The sequence below is a fragment of the Bermanella marisrubri genome, assembly GCF_012295615.1.
GTDB lineage: Bacteria > Pseudomonadota > Gammaproteobacteria > Pseudomonadales > Oceanobacteraceae > Bermanella > Bermanella marisrubri.
The window spans coordinates 1362386-1381496 of sequence record NZ_CP051183.1 but is presented as its reverse complement, the minus strand read 5'-3'; the positions used below and the strand labels follow the sequence as shown (position 1 = coordinate 1381496).

The 19111-nt window shown below is 43.6% G+C and carries 21 protein-coding genes; 13 read left to right on the top strand and 8 right to left on the bottom strand.

The window, feature by feature from the left end:
• Positions 1–13: 13 nt before the first annotated feature.
• Both HF888_RS06400 and HF888_RS06395 read right to left on the bottom strand, forming a co-directional pair.
• Complete coding sequence (locus HF888_RS06400) at positions 14–2137, bottom strand: molybdopterin oxidoreductase family protein (protein ID WP_007017486.1); 2124 nt, start codon at positions 2135–2137, stop codon at positions 14–16.
• 188 nt (positions 2138–2325) lie between these two features.
• Positions 2326–2592 (bottom strand): hypothetical protein, encoded by a 267-nt coding sequence (locus tag HF888_RS06395; protein ID WP_007017485.1) that lies wholly within the window; start codon positions 2590–2592, stop codon positions 2326–2328.
• Between the two features lie 202 nt (positions 2593–2794).
• Here HF888_RS06395 and HF888_RS06390 point away from each other — a divergent pair, with 202 nt between their 5' ends.
• Positions 2795–4846 carry an NADPH-dependent 2,4-dienoyl-CoA reductase gene (locus tag HF888_RS06390; RefSeq protein ID WP_007017484.1) on the top strand — a complete coding sequence of 684 codons (2052 nt, stop codon included), beginning with the start codon at positions 2795–2797 and terminating at the stop codon, positions 4844–4846.
• 25 nt (positions 4847–4871) lie between these two features.
• On the opposite strand, the gene HF888_RS06385 is transcribed toward HF888_RS06390, so the two are convergent.
• The 3 genes from HF888_RS06385 to HF888_RS06375 all read right to left on the bottom strand — a co-directional run bounded on the left by HF888_RS06385 (position 4872) and on the right by HF888_RS06375 (position 8151).
• Positions 4872–6761: a hybrid sensor histidine kinase/response regulator gene (locus tag HF888_RS06385; RefSeq protein WP_007017483.1), complete on the bottom strand. Its 1890-nt coding sequence runs from the start codon at positions 6759–6761 to the stop codon at positions 4872–4874.
• A 3-nt stretch (positions 6762–6764) separates the two neighbouring features.
• The gene (locus HF888_RS06380) at positions 6765–7724 is read right to left on the bottom strand and encodes an ABC transporter substrate-binding protein (RefSeq protein ID WP_007017482.1); all 960 of its coding nucleotides are present in this window, start codon (positions 7722–7724) and stop codon (positions 6765–6767) included.
• A 91-nt stretch (positions 7725–7815) separates the two neighbouring features.
• Positions 7816–8151, bottom strand: coding sequence for a MaoP family protein (locus HF888_RS06375; RefSeq protein WP_040297697.1), 336 nt, complete (start codon positions 8149–8151; stop codon positions 7816–7818).
• Positions 8152–8359: 208 nt separating this feature from the next.
• Between HF888_RS06375 and HF888_RS06370 the strand changes: the two genes are divergently transcribed.
• From HF888_RS06370 to HF888_RS06320, 11 genes are all read left to right on the top strand, one after another.
• The gene (locus HF888_RS06370; RefSeq protein ID WP_168367050.1) at positions 8360–9238 is read left to right on the top strand and encodes a LysR family transcriptional regulator; all 879 of its coding nucleotides are present in this window, start codon (positions 8360–8362) and stop codon (positions 9236–9238) included.
• A gap of 59 nt (positions 9239–9297) precedes the next feature.
• Positions 9298–9837, top strand: a complete 540-nt coding sequence (locus HF888_RS06365; RefSeq protein WP_133308408.1) for a DUF1003 domain-containing protein — start codon at positions 9298–9300, stop codon at positions 9835–9837.
• A gap of 157 nt (positions 9838–9994) precedes the next feature.
• Complete coding sequence (gene rimK, locus HF888_RS06360; RefSeq protein WP_007016438.1) at positions 9995–10900, top strand: 30S ribosomal protein S6--L-glutamate ligase; 906 nt, start codon at positions 9995–9997, stop codon at positions 10898–10900.
• Positions 10900–11922 carry a succinylglutamate desuccinylase/aspartoacylase family protein gene (locus tag HF888_RS06355; protein WP_007016437.1) on the top strand — a complete coding sequence of 341 codons (1023 nt, stop codon included), beginning with the start codon at positions 10900–10902 and terminating at the stop codon, positions 11920–11922. Before rimK ends, HF888_RS06355 begins: the two co-directional genes overlap by 1 nt.
• Positions 11919–12434 carry a mechanosensitive ion channel domain-containing protein gene (locus tag HF888_RS06350; RefSeq protein ID WP_007016436.1) on the top strand — a complete coding sequence of 172 codons (516 nt, stop codon included), beginning with the start codon at positions 11919–11921 and terminating at the stop codon, positions 12432–12434. The genes HF888_RS06355 and HF888_RS06350 overlap by 4 nt, the downstream gene beginning before the upstream one ends.
• Positions 12431–12868, top strand: coding sequence for an ATP-dependent zinc protease family protein (locus HF888_RS06345; RefSeq protein ID WP_007016435.1), 438 nt, complete (start codon positions 12431–12433; stop codon positions 12866–12868). The genes HF888_RS06350 and HF888_RS06345 overlap by 4 nt, the downstream gene beginning before the upstream one ends.
• 158 nt (positions 12869–13026) lie before the next feature.
• Positions 13027–13773: a lysophospholipid acyltransferase family protein gene (locus HF888_RS06340; RefSeq protein WP_040297406.1), complete on the top strand. Its 747-nt coding sequence runs from the start codon at positions 13027–13029 to the stop codon at positions 13771–13773.
• Between the two features lie 14 nt (positions 13774–13787).
• Positions 13788–14294: a methylated-DNA--[protein]-cysteine S-methyltransferase gene (locus HF888_RS06335; protein ID WP_007016433.1), complete on the top strand. Its 507-nt coding sequence runs from the start codon at positions 13788–13790 to the stop codon at positions 14292–14294.
• A 64-nt stretch (positions 14295–14358) separates the two neighbouring features.
• Complete coding sequence (locus HF888_RS16620; protein ID WP_007016432.1) at positions 14359–14739, top strand: response regulator; 381 nt, start codon at positions 14359–14361, stop codon at positions 14737–14739.
• On the top strand, positions 14732–15349 hold the full coding sequence (locus tag HF888_RS16615) for a hypothetical protein (protein WP_007016431.1): 618 nt from the start codon (positions 14732–14734) through the stop codon (positions 15347–15349). Before HF888_RS16620 ends, HF888_RS16615 begins: the two co-directional genes overlap by 8 nt.
• Positions 15349–15813, top strand: coding sequence for a PAS domain-containing protein (locus tag HF888_RS06320; RefSeq protein ID WP_007016430.1), 465 nt, complete (start codon positions 15349–15351; stop codon positions 15811–15813). Before HF888_RS16615 ends, HF888_RS06320 begins: the two co-directional genes overlap by 1 nt.
• Before the next feature lie 15 nt (positions 15814–15828).
• Here HF888_RS06320 and HF888_RS06315 read toward each other — a convergent pair whose 3' ends face one another.
• Together HF888_RS06315 and HF888_RS06310 are read right to left on the bottom strand one after the other, a co-directional pair.
• A complete protein-coding gene (locus HF888_RS06315) occupies positions 15829–16329 on the bottom strand; it encodes a hypothetical protein (protein ID WP_007016429.1) in 501 nt (166 codons plus the stop codon).
• Between the two features lie 36 nt (positions 16330–16365).
• Complete coding sequence (locus HF888_RS06310; RefSeq protein ID WP_007016428.1) at positions 16366–16764, bottom strand: diacylglycerol kinase; 399 nt, start codon at positions 16762–16764, stop codon at positions 16366–16368.
• A 218-nt stretch (positions 16765–16982) separates the two neighbouring features.
• Here HF888_RS06310 and HF888_RS06305 point away from each other — a divergent pair, with 218 nt between their 5' ends.
• Complete coding sequence (locus HF888_RS06305; protein ID WP_007016427.1) at positions 16983–17723, top strand: lipoprotein intramolecular transacylase Lit; 741 nt, start codon at positions 16983–16985, stop codon at positions 17721–17723.
• Positions 17724–17781: 58 nt separating this feature from the next.
• On the opposite strand, the gene HF888_RS06300 is transcribed toward HF888_RS06305, so the two are convergent.
• On the bottom strand, positions 17782–19068 hold the full coding sequence (locus HF888_RS06300) for an acetyl-CoA C-acetyltransferase (protein WP_007016426.1): 1287 nt from the start codon (positions 19066–19068) through the stop codon (positions 17782–17784).
• Positions 19069–19111 lie beyond the last annotated feature (43 nt).

Genomic DNA, 19111 nt, shown 5'->3' with positions numbered 1-19111 from the left:
TTATTTTTACTATTTATGCAGCCCGTATAGAAACAGGTACGCCATTGACCGCTGCATTTCCACATAACTCATCAATCAGTGTTTCATCGGTTAAATCGTTCACACTGACACCTGCGTGCTGGCTAGCGGTGGATTGCTTGACGCCCTTGCGACCGTGCCCCCAGCCGTGAGGAATACTCACCACATTGGGCATAATTTCATCACTGATTTCCAGTTCGATTTCCACCCGACCAACGCGCGAGCTTACCGCAACCATTTGCCCAGTGCTTAACCCTAATTGCTTGGCTTGCTCTGGATGCATTAACAGAGTGCATCGATTTTTGCCTTTGACTAGACGTTTTGAATTGTGCATCCAACTGTTGTTTGTACGCACATCACGTCTACCAATTAACAATGCATTGCTGCTTTTTTGTTCGTTGAGGGTTTGCTCAATCTTCTTGCTCAAACGATCTAAATCAGCAAAATAAAACGCCGAATTAATGTGAATCTTTTTATCTATATGAGAGAGCACAGCGGGCAGTTGTGATTGAAGTGGACCTAAATCAATACCATGAGGTTGTTTTTTCAACTGCTTCAATGACAGACTGTAGGGTCCGCGCTTGAGCATGGCGTTAAGCAAGAAATCAGGGCCCAACCAACGCGTAAGACCGCGCATAAGTTTTTGCGAAAAGCTGACGCCTTTGGCCAAACGTTGATGTAGTCCTAAATAAATTTGCCAATCATGTTGCTGCTCTTTATTTTTTTGCAAAAATGCTGGGCTGTATTTGGCGTGATTATGCACGGCCAAGTTATGGAAGCTTAAATCATAATGCTCGCGCTCTAGCGGAGACACGGGCGGCAAAATAATATTGGCATGGCGTGTGGTTTCATTGATGAAATAATCAATACACACCATAAAATCCAAGTTATCTAGCGCTTCATCCAGTTTTTCACCATTAGGCGTACTCAACACCGGATTACCCGCAACCGTAAGCATGGCTTTTATTTGGCCGTCACCGGGTGTGAGAATTTCGTCGGCCAACGTCGCGACAGGAAATTCGCCATTGAAATCCGGTAAATTGCGAACGCGGGAATGGCGCTTAGCTACATAGCCAGGACCCGAGTTTTTCACGATATCCGCAGCGGGTTTGGCGAACATCATGCCGCCCTCTTCGTCCACACGACCGGTCAAAAGGTTAATCAGCATGATCACATATTGGCTCAATAAGCCGAACTCTTGCACGCTCACGCCCATTCGTCCATAAAGCACCGCTTTTTCCGCAGCAACAAACTCATTGAAAACCTGTTTGAGCTCTGTTTCTGGAATACCGCAATACTTCGATGCATATGCAAAACTGTAATCCGTCAATTGAGACGATAACGCAGAAACATCTTCATCTACCAAATCCAGCGCTGAACTTGGTTTAATATGATTACCATCGATGATTTCACGTAAGAAACACAATAACATGCAAGCGTCCGTGCCGGGCTTAATGAAAACATGTTGATTAGCAAGTTTGGCGGTTTCTGAACGTCGTGGATCAATCACCACCACTTTGCCGCCGCGTTTTTGGATGGCTTTAAGTTTGTCTTTTACCCCTGCCACCGACATGATGCTTCCATTAGATGCCAATGGATTCGCCCCCATGATGACCATGTGTTCACAGCGGTTGATATCCGGCACAGGAATGCGCAATTGGTGACCAAACAAATGGTTGCTCACTATATGATGAGGCAATTGATCTACAGAGGTTGCACTAAATCGATTACGGGTCCCGAGAGCGGTTAACAAATATTTAATAGTGAGCATGCCGCCTAGATTATGAACATTGGGATTACCTAGATAGACACCCAAGGCATTTTTGCCATGTTGTTTTTGCACCTTGGCTATTGAAGCCGCCACTTTATCCAGAGCTTGTTTCCAAGTGAGCGGTTTCCAGCCTTGCTCAGTACGCTCCATAGGTTGGGTTAAACGCTCGCTATCTTCATACAAATCTTGCAATGCGACGGCTTTCGGGCAGATATGGCCTTGACTAAAAGGGTCTTTTTCATCGCCCTTGATGGATAGGATTTTCTCCCCTTGGTGTTCTATTTTAATGCCGCACATGGCCTCGCACAGATTGCAGGTGCGGTAGTGAATTTCTGTTTTTATTGTCATGACTCACTCCCTCTTTTCGTAATAAACTAACCACTTAGGGGATATTTGCAATGTCTTTTTACCTCCAATTTCTTGTCCATAAATGACTCTAATGGAGCAATATAAACGCCGCTCAAGTAACGACGTTATCTTGCTCATAGATTGAGATAAAGAAGAAATGCTGGTTAGTTAGAGAAAGCGAGTGAAACTTAAACCTCCAGCACCTTAAGAACGCTCTCAGGATCAATGTTCTGACTAGACTTGATCGAAACTTCCGGTTGCGCTTGAATATCCTCAACGATATCGATTGCTTGACCAACATCCTCCGCATTGGCTCGCAAGTCCATATCATCAAATTGTTCAAAGACAGAAGCATCCACCAAAGTTGACGCCTCCAACGAACTTAATTGATTGGTTTTCAGTAAGGACTCAGTTTGTAGCGGGTTTTGAGTTGCTTGCGTATTCGTAATACTCATGAACTCCACCTCCTTGGATTCAGCCTATACTCTGAGCAACTCGTAGTGAAATCATGATCCTTTATAAAGAACATTCGGTTAGTCTTATAACTCATATAGCTTGCGCATTGTTCACTTTGATCATTGAAATGCCCAGTTCGGTCATTTACCTAGGAGCTCGCTGTACCTATATTCCACAGCATAATAAACAGAGGACAACTTGATGAGCCAACAGTATCCAAACCTTTTTGAACCCCTTGACCTAGGTTTCACAAAACTAAAAAACCGCATCATGATGGGCTCCATGCACACTGGCTTGGAAGATCGCCCTTGGCACTTTAAACAATTGGCCGAATATTTTGCCGAGCGTGCTCGCGGCGGTGTTGGCCTGATGGTTACCGGCGGCTTCTCACCCAACCGTCGCGGCGAATTGCTGCCACTGGGTTCACGCCTAAGTAGCCCGCTTCAAGTTCCGATGCATAAAAAAGTAACCAAGGCAGTACATGAAGCAGACAGTAAAATCTGCTTGCAGATTCTGCATGCCGGTCGCTACGGTTATACGCCATACAATGTAGCGCCATCTGCCATTAAATCTCCGATTACCCCGTTTAAACCAAAAGAGCTTTCCACTAAAGCGGTTTACAAGACCATTCGCCAATATGGGCGCAGTGCCAAGCTCGCTAAGCAGGCCAATTATGATGGTGTGGAAATCATGGGTTCTGAAGGTTATTTCATTACTCAGTTCTTGAATGAACGTACCAACCAGCGTGACGATGAGTTCGGTGGCAGCTATGAAAACCGTATGCGTCTTCCGCTAGAAATCGTTCGCGAAGTACGTAAGCAAGCGGGTGACGATTTCATCATTATCTTCCGCCTTTCTATGCTCGACTTGGTTGAGGGTGCTTCTAATATGGAAGAGGTATTCATCCTCGCCAAAGAACTAGAAAAAGCCGGAGTGACAATCATCAATACTGGTATCGGCTGGCATGAAGCACGCGTTCCAACCATCGTTACTTCCGTGCCTCGCGCGGCGTTCGTTGATGCCACAGCCAAAGTAAAAGAAGTGGTCTCTATTCCTGTTATCGCTTCTAACCGAATCAACATGCCAGACACCGCCGAAGATATTATCTCTTCAGGTAAGGCCGATATGATTTCCATGGCTCGTCCATTATTAGCGGATAGCGAATGGGCAGTGAAAGCAAAAGAAGGCCGTGCTGACGAAATCAATACCTGTATCGCTTGTAACCAAGCCTGTCTTGACCACACGTTTGAAGCCAAACGCGCTAGCTGCTTGGTAAACCCTCGCGCTTGTCACGAAACTGAATTGCTTTACACACCAACACACAATCCAAAACGCGTTGCGATTGTGGGCGCCGGACCTGCCGGTTTGGCATGTGCCACTGTCGCTGCAAAACGTGGCCATCGCGTAACGATATTTGAAGGTCGCGATAGCATTGGTGGTCAGTTTAACTATGCAAGTAAAATCCCAGGTAAAGAGGAGTTTAAAGAAACCCTCCGTTACTACAATAAGATGATTCAGGTGCATAACATCGAGCTGAAACTAAACACTTATGTTAGTGCTGACGAGCTAAAAGATGCTGGCTTTGACGAGATCGTAGTTTCTACAGGGGTAGAACCTCGCGTACCGAACATGCCGGGTATCGATCACGAAAAAGTGGTGAGCTACCAAGACCTGTTAGAGAAAGAACTAAAGCTTGGTCAGAAAGTCGCCGTCATGGGTGCCGGTGGTATCGGTTTCGATGTGAGTGAATATTTAACGCATGAAGGCGTCAGCCCTACCCTAGACAAAGAAGCTTGGTTTGGTGAATGGGGTGTCGACATTAACAACACCAATCATGGTGGCTTGAAAGACAAGCACATTGAGCCATCTCCACGTCAAGTTTATATGCTACAACGTAAGACAACGTCTTTGGGCAAAGGCTTGAACAAAACCACTGGCTGGGTTCACCGTGCCGTCATGAAAATGAAGAACGTAGAAATGATCGCTGGTGTCAGCTACGACAAGATCGATGATGAAGGCTTGCACATTACCATCAGCAACAAGGATGGTGATGTCATGGATACTCGTGTCTTAGATGTCGATCATGTGGTGATCTGTGCAGGCCAAATCAGTGTTAATAAACTTTACAAGCAACTACAAGGTAATAACGAGCACAACTTTGGCTTGCATCTTGTGGGTGGTGCTGAATTCGCTGGTGAACTGGATGCGAAGCGCGCTATTAAACTTGCGTCAGAACTGGCTGCTCGTTTGTAAGGCATAGTCTTCAATCAAAAGGTGTTTACTTCTCTTTAAGTAAACACCTTTGTATTTTCTCTACTAGATCTTCTACTTTAAATGGCTTTGATTGAACATCATCAAAACCTTCTTCCATATAATTCTGTACATCTTTTTTCATGACATTGGCTGTCAAAGCGAGAATACAAGTATTCTGATAGCCTTCGAGATCACGTATTTGTTTCATAGCTTCAATACCTGACATTCCAGGCATCTGTATATCCATTAAAATGAGATCATAAGGTACAGTCATGGCAGCATGTATCGCATCCTGACCACTCTCTACAGTATCAATAGAATTAAAGTAATCCGACAAAAGGGTCGATGCGACCTCTAAATTAATCAAGTTGTCATCGACTATCAACAAGCGTTTTTTAGCTAAATAGCCTAAATCCAAACTACTTTCGGAGATGACTTCCTGCGTATCGCTACCCGTTTTTTTCATAGTAAGGGTAAACTCAAACGTACTCCCCCCACCCAAGCGCGATTCTACCTCTATGTGACCACCTAAGGCTTTAACAATTTGCTGGCTGATGAACAAACCTAATCCCGTTCCACCATATTGTCGCGTGACAGAATCATCGCTTTGCTTAAATGCTTCAAATAAATGTGGGAGTGCATCATCACTAATGCCTATCCCCGTATCCATAAATTTAAAATGTAGAGTTAAGCTATCTACTGATTCATCTTCGATATCAATACTCGCCACTACCTTTCCTTGATTTGTGAACTTGATAGCATTAGAACAAAGATTATTAATCACCTGCTGAAGGCGAAGAGGATCGCTTAATACGCGTGTACGAATATTCGGATCGATAAAAATATGGAAATCGATATCTTTGTTGTGAGCCAAATGGGTCAGTACTGAGAATACGTGATTGAAATCAGTTTGAATATCGACTGGGATTAACTCAATATTAAATTTCCCCGATTGGATTTTTGAGTAGTCTAGGATTTCATTTACTACATCTAGAAGCATCTGCGCTGATAAATGGATCTTTTGGATCGTCTTTGATTTTTTTGAGTTAGGGTTTTGTTTAACTAACAAATTAGTCAAACCTAGAATCCCATTTAGTGGAGTTCGTAGTTCATGACTGACACTGGCGACAAATTGATCTTTATATTTTTGTTGTTGCTTTTCATAAGCATCCGCTTGCTTTAATAAGTCCCTCGCCTTGTTTCCATGATAGGCTAGATCAGCGAATTCACTCCAGATACTATCTTGAATATCGACATCATATTGTTTTCGCGCAAGATGCTTGATTGACCTTTTGATACTTCTGATCGGTCGATCTAAAGTAAAATAAAGCACAGCAAATAAAATGAACGTAATAACGAAAATCACCATGACACTATTAATAAAGCTATGGATCATTTTCTTTTCTACTATACGCTGTACGTGATGCGTATCAAAGCGTCCTATCAACATACCAACTTTTGTAAATCGTTCTTTTCTTATATCGCGAACTGGCATGTAGATGACGAAAAATTCCTCAGTGTCATATCGTTTCATAGTGGTTAGGTCAATGTCTGACAATATGGACATTTCACTATTACTCAATGTTTCGTTGATCTCATAAAAAATAGAGCTATATCGAATTTTTCCATCACCCGTAATGTATCGAAAGTACTCTAAATGCTCATGATCATTGATGGAAGAAAGAAGATGCTCTAAATCTTCAGAAATATCCTGACGAACAAATGCTTCGGTGGAACGTTTCATCAATAGCATTAGTTGCTTGCTATCATGGATGGCCAGTCTTACCTGGTCTTCATAGGTTTGCTCGCTCAATACTAAATGGATCACTGCAGATGAGGTTAGCAACAAGAATAAAATGACCGTTGGAATGCCATAAAGTAAACGGATTTTATTTCTTGGAGGAGTATTTGCCATGGCTTAAAGCCTCTGTGGCAAAAATTCGTCCGTAAACAATCTATTTATCGGTAGTTCTCGCTCGAGATAAGAAGCACTCAATAAAATTGAATGCACTTCTTTTAATATGTAATGAAGACCCGCCTTGCTACCACTCAGCATTCCCCTATTCTGGGGCAGGTTCGCCACATCTAAGCCTTCGTAGCAGGCCAAAACCTCTTGATCTGTCAATCGTAAACGCTTCGTTAAGTAAGGTAATGCGACGTCGGGCTGCGATTTTAGTAGTTCATACGCTTGAAAAAAGCCATTTACTAATTCAACAAAAACATCTTCATTAGTTTCTGCGAGAACTTCGTCTTTTACAACCAACACGTCCACTACCAAATTTGGTCGCATGCTGGTATCGAAGACTTGATAAGCACCATTTTTTGCAACATATTGACTAAAAGGCGCGTTCGTAACAATAAAGTCAGCGCCTTGTTCATATGCTTGAACACTTCTTTCAACGGTGCTATCGATGATTTTTAGGGCATTATCGGGGATATCGAAAAAATCCTGAAACGCTGCCATTACCAAAGCGCCAACAGCTGAACGCTCTACTGCAATGGTTTTCCCTGAAAAATCGTTCAATTCAGTTAAGGGAATCCGAGACATTACGACATCAGCGCCTCGCGATACATCAATTACTTGAATAATAGTGAGATTAATACCCAATTCTTGCAGGCGAAGCACTTCATCTAGCGTCAGCATGGCAGCATCCAGATCTCCGCTAATAAGTGCCTCACTCACGTAGGTAGCGTTTTGATACTCCACAAGTCGAACGTGTTCTGTATTTATAAGGCCTTTGCTTTGCGCCAAATAGTAAAGGGCAAAGCCTGGCCAAATGTTATTGCCAACCTTGATAGGATCTTTATAGGAGGTACAAGCTAGCAGTAGCGGAATAAACACCAAACCTACAACTAGCTTGAACAAGTATGACGCCATGTACCCATCTATCCTAAAAGCGAGTTTCTCGCTATTGAGTATAGATAAGCTGGGCCTATCGGCCAGTAACGTGCGTCAAATGGCGCCTTTATTAATCATCATCGGACTCATACTCTTCTTCTTCCACATCAGCATGGTAACTGGTGAATAGATTGAGCACGCGTCCCTTGCGAATCAATGCTTCGCGATAGACCACCCAAGTCTTTTCCTCCAAGGTTTGTGCCGGGCATTCCCCGCGACAGACTCGGATAAAGTGTTGCTCATCATCACTCTCTGGCTGATGATGGCCCTGTTCTAACGCCAGCATTTTATGACCACAGGCTTCTAATAGCTCTGCCTGTTTAAGGGTGAAATCCCCTGAGCGGCGAAAACCATAGGGAAAGTGCGTGTCATCAAAAAAACGCTTATTTGCGACTAGTGATGCCATAATTTGCATGCCTCATGAACAAAGTTAATCACTCTTTCTGGCCCAAGCGCCCAATGTAAGCGGACGCTTTCGATACGAGAGAATCGAACACGAAGATGACGATTTCATGAACTTTCCACCCCGTATGGGTTGACGGCATTATCGGTAGGCTCTATAAGGCGGTAAAACAAAAAATATTTTTCGTCAGAATAAAAGATAGAGAGTCAATTTGGACACGGATCTACTAAAAACCTTCGTTGAAGTCTGCCAAACTCGACATTTTGGGCGTGCTGCTGAAAACCTGTACTTAACGCAAGCTGCTGTTAGCTCTCGTATACGCCAGCTTGAGAGTCGGATTGGCGTGCCTGTATTTACACGCCTACGCAATAACCTCAAGCTGACGCCAGCCGGTGAGCGTCTACTACCCCATGCACAAGCTGTGTTGACTGCTTGGCAGCGCGCTTATCAAGAAGTCGCTATCTCCGAAAATCAGCGACAACAAATCGCTTTGGGAGGCAGCCCTAACATTTGGGATTTAACACTGCAAAACCGGTTGTTTGACCTAAAAAGCCACAAACCCGATATGGCTGTGCGTGCCGAAGTCCTGAGCCACAATGTGGTCGTTCGACAACTCTTGGAACGTACTTTGGATCTTGCTTTGGTATTCGATGCTCCAAAAGTCGATGAGTTGCATACCACACAACTGTTCCAGCTACCGTTAGCGCTTGTTTCCACTGACGCCAACCAAGACTTTGCTTCAATAAAAGGGATGGATTACATCATGATGGATTGGGGCACACTATTTAATATTCAGCATGCGAAACAGTGTGCAACCTTACCGATACCGAGCCTACACACTAATCTTGCTCGCGTTGCCTTGGATTATATGCTTCAAGCAGGTGGCGCCGCTTACTTACCGCTGACACTATGCCAAGCTTATATCGATAAAGGCATATTGCATCTTGTTGAAAACGCCCCTGAAATGCACCGTGATGTGTTTGCCAGCTACCACAAAGAGAACTCTCAACAAACACTGATTGAGGAAGTCATCAACTTATTCCGACAATACGATTCTCAGGTTGCTCCTAGCTTACAACCCACGCCTTAGTCCGCTCACCGCTTGACCCTTTAATAAAACAGGGCTTATGCTGTTACATAAGTCCTGACATGATGGCGTCACTAGCGATGAAAAAATACTTCGAGAATCTAGCGAAGGCACTACTCGGTGTGAAATATAATGAGCTTAATGATTTAGACAAAAAAGTCATCGAGAGTATTGGTAACCAAGAACCTGTGGCGGAAAACATAAATGTGGTCTTCCATGAACAATTGAGCATAGGGCAGAAGCTTGCAGATAAAGTCGCTAGTTTCGGTGGCTCTTGGACATTTATCCTTATATTTGTTGGCATCATGGCGATCTGGATGGGTGTTAATAGCTATTGGGTTTTAGCAGAAAAAGCATTCGATCCATACCCGTTTATTCTTTTGAACCTTGCTCTGTCGACTCTAGCTGCCTTGCAAGCACCCATTATTATGATGTCGCAAAACCGGCAAGTCGCAAAAGACCGCCTGGAAATTACGGCGAACTATCAAGTAAGCTTAAAAACCGACTTAGAAATCATTCGTTTACATCAAAAACTGGATGATTTGCAGGCGCTCGTAGAGCAGTTGCAACCAGCCAACAATCAACACAAAGATGAACAATAGATGCTTTGCTATTTCCGCTGCTTTTTGATGACGAGATTCTTTCCGTGACGATAAAAATTTATCGTTTTACACGCACCAAGAGGTCAATACACTGCGCCCCCTTGCCATATGAACGGCAAGCCAATTAGGCGACTTTCTCAACTTTAAGGACATGATCATGCGCATTGCAATTTTATCACGCGGACCCGAACTTTACTCTACACGTCGCCTGAAAGAAGCCGCCGAAGCGTTAGGACATGAAGTAGATGTAATCGACACATTGCATTGCTATATGGATATTACGAGTGCTAAACCAGCCGTTCGCTATCAAGGTCGGGAATTGCCCTACTACGATGCGGTTATTCCGCGCATTGGCGCTTCCATTTCGTTTTACGGTACTTCTGTTGTCCGTCAATTTGAAATGATGGGAACCTTCTGCATCAACGAATCGGTAGCAATTAGTCGTTCGCGAGACAAATTACGTTCACTGCAAATCATGTCCCGTAAAGGTATTGGTCTACCGCGTACAGGGTTCGCCAGTAAACCAGACAAAATTGACGATTTGATTAAGAACGTTGGTGGCGCCCCTGTGGTCATCAAGTTACTTGAAGGAACACAAGGAATTGGCGTTGTACTAGCGGAAACAAAAAAAGCGGCAGAGAGTATCATTGAAGCCTTTATGGGGCTAAAAGCGAACATCTTAGTACAAGAGTTCATCAAAGAGGCAGGTGGCACCGATATCCGCTGCTTTGTTGTAGGTGATAAGGTCGTTGCCTCGATGATGCGTCGTGGTGCAGAGGGTGACTTCCGCTCTAATTTACACCGAGGCGGCAGTGCTGAGTTAATCAAGATAACACCAACTGAACGCAAAACCGCTGTAGCAGCCGCGAAAGCAATGGGACTGAATATGTGTGGCGTCGACATTCTTCGCTCCAATAACGGCCCCGTAGTCATGGAAGTGAATAGCTCTCCGGGACTTGAGGGGATTGAAAAGGCGACTGGCAAAGATGTGGCCAAAATGATCATTCAATTCCTTGAAAAGAATGCCAAACCAAATAAAAACAAAACCAAAGGTAAAGGTTAGTGGAAACATTGGAAATCGCAGGTTTTAAGGTCCAGCCAGGGGAATCAAGGCGCATCGAGATTCCTATGGTATCCCTTTACACAGACACCACAATCAGCATTCCTGTTTATGTACAACGGGGTAAACGAAGTGGGCCAACGTTGTTTTTGAGCGCTGCGATTCATGGCGATGAGTTAAATGGAATAGAAATTATAAATCGCATTATCAATAGTAAAAGCTTGAAAAAGTTACGCGGCACGCTCATTGCTGTACCTATGGTGAATGTCTATGGTGTGCTCAATCAAAGCCGATACTTACCTGATAGGCGTGATTTGAATCGATCCTTTCCGGGATCAAAAAAAGGGTCGCTTGCGGCACGCATGGCCTATACGTTCCTGAATGAAATTGTCGCTAAGGCAGATTATGGTATCGACTTCCATACGGGTGCGATCCACCGCAGTAATTTGCCACAAATACGCGCCAACTTAGAGGATGAAGAAACGCTAGCACTAGCAAAAGCATTTGCGCTACCCGTGCTATTAAATGCAAATTTAAGGGATGGATCTTTACGACAATGCGCTTCAGATTTAGGCACTAAAATCTTACTGTATGAAGCAGGAGAGGCATTGCGCTTTGATGAGCTTGCTATTCGTGCTGGTGTAAAAGGCACACTTGGCGTTATGCGTTATTTGAAAATGCTCCCCAAACGAAGCCGGCCAATCCGCGATGTAGAACCTTACATCGCCAAACAAAGTGGTTGGGTCCGAGCCAGCGAAAGTGGTCTCGTTGCTCATTCTAGGCAGCTTGGGGAATTTGTGAACAAAGGCGATGTACTGGCAGAAATTCGTAATCCCTATGGCGAGTTATTGGGGGAAGTAAAAAGCCACGGCAATGGTATCATTATCGGTAAGCAAAATATTCCGTTGGTGCAAGAAGGAGAAGCTATGTACCACGTTGCGTATTTTCAGCAACCCGACGAGGTTGTGGAAAACCTAGAGATTTTTCAAGAAGATTTATTACCGGAGGACTCCCCGCCGTCATGATGAAGATTGTATTGGGCATTAGCTTTATATTGTTTGTGCTAATCCTTAATAATCAACTAACACGAATGATAAGCCGAGTAGGACATCGTAAAAAAGTCAGCCGTGATCGTGTGTTTTACGTACAAAAGACTCTGCAACTCACGATACTTGTTGTGGGAATTTTAACCGCTAGTGTGATCTTTGGTTTTAATTACGACAAATTTGGGCTGATTTTCTCATCTATATTTGCAGTCGTGGGCATAGCCCTTTTCGCGCAGTGGTCCATTTTGAGCAATATCACCGCGAGTATCATGATCTTCTTTTTCTTTCCCTATCGCGTTGGCAACCGGGTACGCATTAACGAGGATAAAGACTGGCTAAGTGGCGAAATTATCGAAATCACCTTATTCCATGTTTTGATTCGGATGGATGATAACAACATATTAAGTTATCCAAATAGTTTGGTTTTTCAAAAAGCGATCATTATCGAACCAAAAAATAAAAAGAGTTTGCCGAGTAAGGACACTGTATGAGTGATGACAAAATGCTGGTCGGCGCCTTAGAGGTGGCATCCTTACCAGACTTTGAAATTAATGGCTTACATTTGCGAGTAGACACTGGGGCTGCTACGTCCTCGTTACATGTCGACAATATTGAAGAATTTAACAAAAATGGTGACCTCTGGGTCCGTTTCGATATCCACCCAGATATATACAATGTGGATGTGGTGGCAAGACGAGAAGCCAAAGTGATCGATACTCGTTTTGTAAAGAGCTCTAGCGGGGAAAAGCAAAAACGCCACTTAATCGAAACGATTTTCGAGTTGAACAACCAACGTTGGCCCATTTATATTAGCCTCAGTGATCGCTCAAGCATGACGTACATGATGCTTTTAGGACGTCAGGCAATGAATGGTCGAGTCATTGTCGATCCGTCACAAGAGTATCTCGCCTCACAAGAGTCCTAACCCTCCTGATGCAACTAAAGCGTATTCAACGACGCTTTAGTTGCTGTAAATCAAATAATTTTCCCTTTGTTACAAATACTTACAATTGATTGGCCGATTTTGTGGCACTTTTGAGTGAACAAATGTATGCTGGCGTCCGTTCAAAGCGAGACCCTTACATGAAATATATCCGATTCCCTTTCCTGATCCTGCACTTTCTTATTGCTTCTATTTTAGGTCTTTTAGTCGGCCTCCTTAGACCCTTTAATCCAGATAATAGTCGCATCTGTGCCCGCCTTTACTCGGTGGTTGGCCTTTTTGTCATGGGCATGAAAACCAAAGTCATCGGCAGAGAGCACATGGAACAACACCAACCATGTTTATATATCGCCAACCATCAGAGCAACTGGGACCTACTTGTATTAGGATCTGTCGTCCCCAAGCGTACCGTAAGCCTAGGAAAAAAAAGCCTGAAATGGGTTCCGCTATTCGGTCAACTATATTGGCTCGCAGGCAATGTCCTAATTGATCGCGGGAATCGCCAAAAAGCCATGGAAGCGCTGGATATCACGGAAAAGGCGTTAACCGAGAAAAATACCGCTATTTGGATCTTCCCAGAAGGCACGCGTAATAAGGGCCACAACGTAAAAACGTTCAAAAAAGGCGCGTTTGTAACGGCCATTAATGCGGGGGTTCCTATCGTTCCTGTATGCTGCAGCCCGTATTTAAAAGAGCTGAATCTAAATGCCTGTAAATCGGGTACAGCATACATAAAAGCATTACCACCCATATCAACAAAAGGTTTAACGCTCGACGATGCTGAAAACTTAATGAAACAGTGCCAAGAGTTAGTCCAGCAAGAAGTAGAGAGCCTTGAGCAATTGTGTGAATCAGAAAAGACAGGCAAACTGATCACTCAGTCTTAACTATTCTGAGTACGATGAAATCCATAGTCGTCAATGGCGCTGGTGAGTACATCAGCGATGCTCCAATTCCTTCGGGTCTCGATTATTGTTGCCATCAACACGAGCTCGGAACGCTTGTCGCCTTATATAGCGACTTCGGCTTGTGCTACCAAGGATTCCATGCGCAGCCTGATGAAGCGTTAAACGAATATCAGCGCTTCAATTCGCTTGATGTCTCACTTCGAAATCAAGTTATAACTCAAGATAAGCCGCTTCATCTTATTGGTACAGATTTCCAACTAATGGTTTGGCAACGTCTATGTAAACTGTCTCGCTCAGATACCTCAAGCTACTCCCACTTTGCCGCGACCTGTCAGCGCCCTACCGCCGTGAGAGCTATCGCTAGTGCAATTGCGCGCAACCCGGTTGCTATCCGCGTCCCCTGCCATCGTATCCTTCCTAAGCGAGGCGGAACAGGACAGTACCGCTGGGGCAACGCCATAAAACATCAGTTACTTAGAATCGAATCCAATCAATTCTGACTTGCCAAGCCTGCAATTGAATCCTTAACTAAAGAGAGATTCTTGTTTATTTGCAGTAGGCCTTATGACGACCAAACTGATTATCTGCGACGACTCAAATATGGCGCGGAAGCAAATGTCCCGCGCCCTGCCCGACAACTGGCAAACAGAAGTTAGCTTTGCTAAAAATGGTGAAGAAGCCATTGAACTAGTCAAATCGGGTCAATTTGAACTCATGTTTTTAGATCTGACTATGCCCGTCATGGACGGCTATCAAACCCTAGAAGTAATCCATAAAAACGATTTACCCATTATGGTGATCGTCGTCTCTGGTGACATTCAACCAGAAGCCAGAGAGAGAGTAAAAAAGATGGGCGCCATCGACTTTATTAAAAAACCCGTCGACAAGGAAAAGGTAGCCACCGTTTTACGAGATTACGGCTTGATAGGAGGTGAACATGCCTGATCCTATCGAACTGACTGAGGACGAAAGGGATTGTATTCAAGAAATAACAAATGTAGCCATGGGGCAAGCAGCAGATCGACTAGCGAGATTGTTAAATGTTTACGTCGTTCTCCCCATACCCAATGTTAATGTAATTGAGGTTAACGAATTTGCCATGACGCTCAAATCTCTAGAGCAAGCCGATAGCGTCAGCGCGGTGTGCCAAGGATTTGTTGGCTCTGGTGTATCTGGTGAAGCCTTATTAATATTTAATGATGCTAGCTTTTCTGATATTTCAACATTGCTAGATTACCCCGGGAATCAAACTGCACACGAAGAATTAGAAATGCTAATGGACGTGGCCAATGTGTTAAACGGCGCTTGTATTCAAGGGATTGGTGGACAACTGGATATTGATTTTAGCCAAAGTCACCCCGTAGTTTTAGGTCAACATTGCAATATTTCCGATCTAATTAATCAACAGCAGACACGCTGGCGTCGTACTATGGCCATTGAAATTAACTACACCATTGAAGGACATCAAATCAATTGCGACCTGCTGTTGCTGTTTACAGAAGATAGTGTGCGTCACTTACAACGATTAATTAGCTTTTTATTGGAAGATGACTAATGTCTGATCAATTTGAAATGGCAGAATTCCACTGGTTGATGGATATCTTACAAACCATTGATGTAGGCTTGGTTGTATTGGATCGCGAATACAACATAAAGCTATGGAATAGCTTTATGGAAAACCACAGTGGTCTAAGACCAGACCAAACAAAAAATCAAAATCTTTTCTCGTTATTTTCAGAAATCGATGAGGCTTGGTTTAAGAAAAAAGCAGAGGCAGTATTTCTTTTAAAAACGCGAGCGTTCGTAATTCACGAACAACGTCCCTACCTATTCCGATTTGAAAACAATCATCCCATAACAGGTAGGGCGGATTATATGTTTCAAAATGCCACCATCATTCCCCTAAGCAACTTAGACGGCAGCACTGATCATATTTGTTTAATCGTTTACGACGTTACACGAGCAGCAACAAATCAATCAGACCTACAAAAACTACTAAGCCAAAACAGCTCTAGCTAACCCAGTGAGGGCTAATTAGTCTAGAACGCCAATCTCAGGGTCGAGATTGGCAATGGTTTGCTGTAGTTTTTCCCCAAGTCGAACATTCTTTTGCATTTCTACCATGATATGCTCCACATGCTTTTCTAATACCGCAAGCTCATGGGTAAGTTCTTCCTGAAGTCGAGCAAAGTCATCCCCTGGCTGCAAATGACGGCACTTCTCGATCAGATGCTGTACATAAGATAACTGCCGTTGAAATACGCTGTTGGTTTTGTTCGCGTTTTTCACAACGATCATAGCTTGCTTATATAACGCTTCAATATGTGCAAGATGAGGGTCATCTTCATATTCGTCTTGCTGTGATTTCAATAAAGCATCGTAAAAATAGAAAGCAAAAAAACTAACCAAATACCCAGCAATTAAAACCCAATATGAAGGATCTGCCGCATCGCTCATTAAAGCAGGTGCAAATTGTAAAAGCGCAAACAAGGTGCCGGTTAAAAGAGCGAACTTAAAAATCTGGCTATTCATCATTGTTTTGCCAACCTATCCGTATGAGATTCCGAATGCTCAGAATAAGGGTAACTGAATCCATCCTAGGTTAAACAGGATGATCACGCCCCAAACAATACCAACTTGGAGTAGACTAAAGAACACAGCAGCGCTGGCGATGTCTTTTGCAGCACCAGATAATTCGTGTCGTTCTGTACCAATGCGATCGATGGCATATTCGATAGCGGTATTGAGCAACTCCGTTATTACCACGATAAACAAACTAAAAATCATGATCGCTAGCTGCGTCACTGATTGAGCCAAGAACAAGGCTACTGGTACCATCACAATAGCAAGCATAAACTCTTGGCGTACCGCCGCCTCTGTCGTCCATGCACGCTTAATACCTTTAAAACTGTACCCTGTCGCGTTAAAAATACGCATTAGACCTTTTGCTGTAAATTTCTTGTGTTCCATATCGCTAAGCTATGCTGATCAAAATAAGTGCGACACACTAGCGCGGACCCCGTTATTTGACAAGCTTTTCAGGTAGTTAGCGTGAACCAGATAACGGTATAATAAGCAGGCGCTAGCTAATTGAGTGTTCATCACTCAAAGCGCTTTGAAAGCATCATGGCTCAATGTATTCTTCATACATACTTACAATAACTTCTGCTTTTAAACAGCCTTTTACAATGCAAAAAAATAAAATCGCCAAATGGGTTATCTATCCACTTTATAGCTTTAGCGCATTAGTAACAGCATTCCTATTAAGCTGGGTGGTCATGTACAGTGCCGATTTCGGCTACCCTTCGTTCTATGAAATGTTAGACATTGACGATCATATCGAGAAGTTTGGGCCACAGAATCGTTATCGATCAGGATTACAATTTACAGAAAAAAGCGAGCATGTGCGTCTTTTCGCTGCTATGAATGAAGCTGTCCACCAAGATGGCGTCGGGCTAGAGAGCCTTTCGTATCACTTACCCAATGGACGTAAAATCGATCAACTCTTACGCGAACCAGAAATTGTTCATCTTCAAGATGTGGCGCACCTTATCAATGTATTTGCTTGGCTCGGTTACATAGCTTGCCTGATATGGATAGGAATACTTCTCTTTAGTTTGAAGACAAAATTTAAGTTACCAACGTTAAAGCAACAGGCCATTTCCATGGGGGGACTGGTAGGTATCTGCACATTGCTTGTGCTTGTGATTGGTCCTGTTGAGGTCTTTTACGCTTTTCATGTTTGGTTATTCCCAGAGGAACACCAATGGTTTTTTTATTATCAAGAGTCTCTAATGACCATTATCATGAAAGCACCGGACTTATTCGGTTATATCGCCATTGCATTAACACTGCTGGCGATGATTTTATTTACATTGATCAATCTTGCAGTCAAAAGACTAACGACTTGGAACAGTAAAATGGGTTAAGCGTACAGACACCTTTCAATAAAAGGTATCTGTACGTTAAGCATAGCTTGATGGCGCTCTACTTCTCAAGAATGGCGACCACGCCTTGGCCACCAGCGGCACAGATACTGATAAGGCCGCGACCGCTACCCTTTTCATTCAATAGTTTTGCCAAATTACCCAAGATGCGTCCGCCTGTTGCAGCAAACGGATGACCGGTCGCTAAAGAGCTGCCATTAACATTTAGTTTTAACTTATCAATTTCACCTAAAGCTTTATCTAAGCCTAAGCGTTGCTGACAAAACTCATCTTCACTCCAAGCTTTTAAAGTCGCCAGCACTTGAGCTGCGAACGCCTCATGAATTTCATAAAAATCGAAGTCTTGAAGACTCAAATTATTACGCTGCAACATTCGTGGGACCGCATAAGCCGGTGCTAATAATAGGTCATCTTCGTAATCAGAATCTTTACCGATAAAATCAACGGCGGCCGTTTCATAATCTGTTAGATAAGCAAGCACTGGTAAACCACGTTCCTTTGCCCATTCTTCTGTAGCCAATAGAACTGCAGAGGCACCATCTGTGAGTGCTGAACTATTCCCCGCAGTTAAAGACCCCGTTTCTCTATCGAAGGCCGGTTTTAACATGGCCAGTTTTTCAACCTTTGTATCTGGACGCAGTAGGTTGTCCTTATCCAATCCATTGAATGCCGTTATCAGGTCATCCATGAAGCCACGCTCGTAAGCAGCATTCAATTTTTGATGACTCTCATAGGCCATTTTGTCCTGCTCTTGACGAGGAATTTGCCAACGTTTGGCGGTTAGCTCAGTATGTCCCCCCATACTTAAGCCTGTTCTTGGCTCTCCGTTGCGCGGTAATTTGGGGGCTAAGAAACTTGGTCTAAATGAAGCAAGAATTTTTAATCGCTCGCCTGTAGTTTTCGCCTTATTCAGCTTCATTAGCATGGCATGAAACTTATCACTAACCGCAATAGGTGCATCACTGGTCGTATCCACGCCACCAGCAATACCAGATTCAATCTGACCCAAAGCGATCTTGTTAGCCACGGTAATAAACGATTGCAAACCTGTACCACATGCTTGTTGTAGATCGGTACAAGGTGTCGAAGCGCATAGCTCTGTATCCAAGACGCTTTCTCTAACAAGGTTAAAGTCTTGGCTGTGCTTCATTACTGCACCTGCAACCACTTCACCAAGACGTTCACCCTTTAATTTGTTCTTCTCAACCAAGCCTTGAATAGCGGCCGTCAACATTTGTTGATTACTAACACCGAAATAAGCTGTATTAGATTTAGCAAACGGAATTCGGTTAGCAGCAACGATGGCTACTTTTTTCGGAAACGACATACAAACTCCAACGATAAAATTTAAAGAAATATGAGATTAGCAG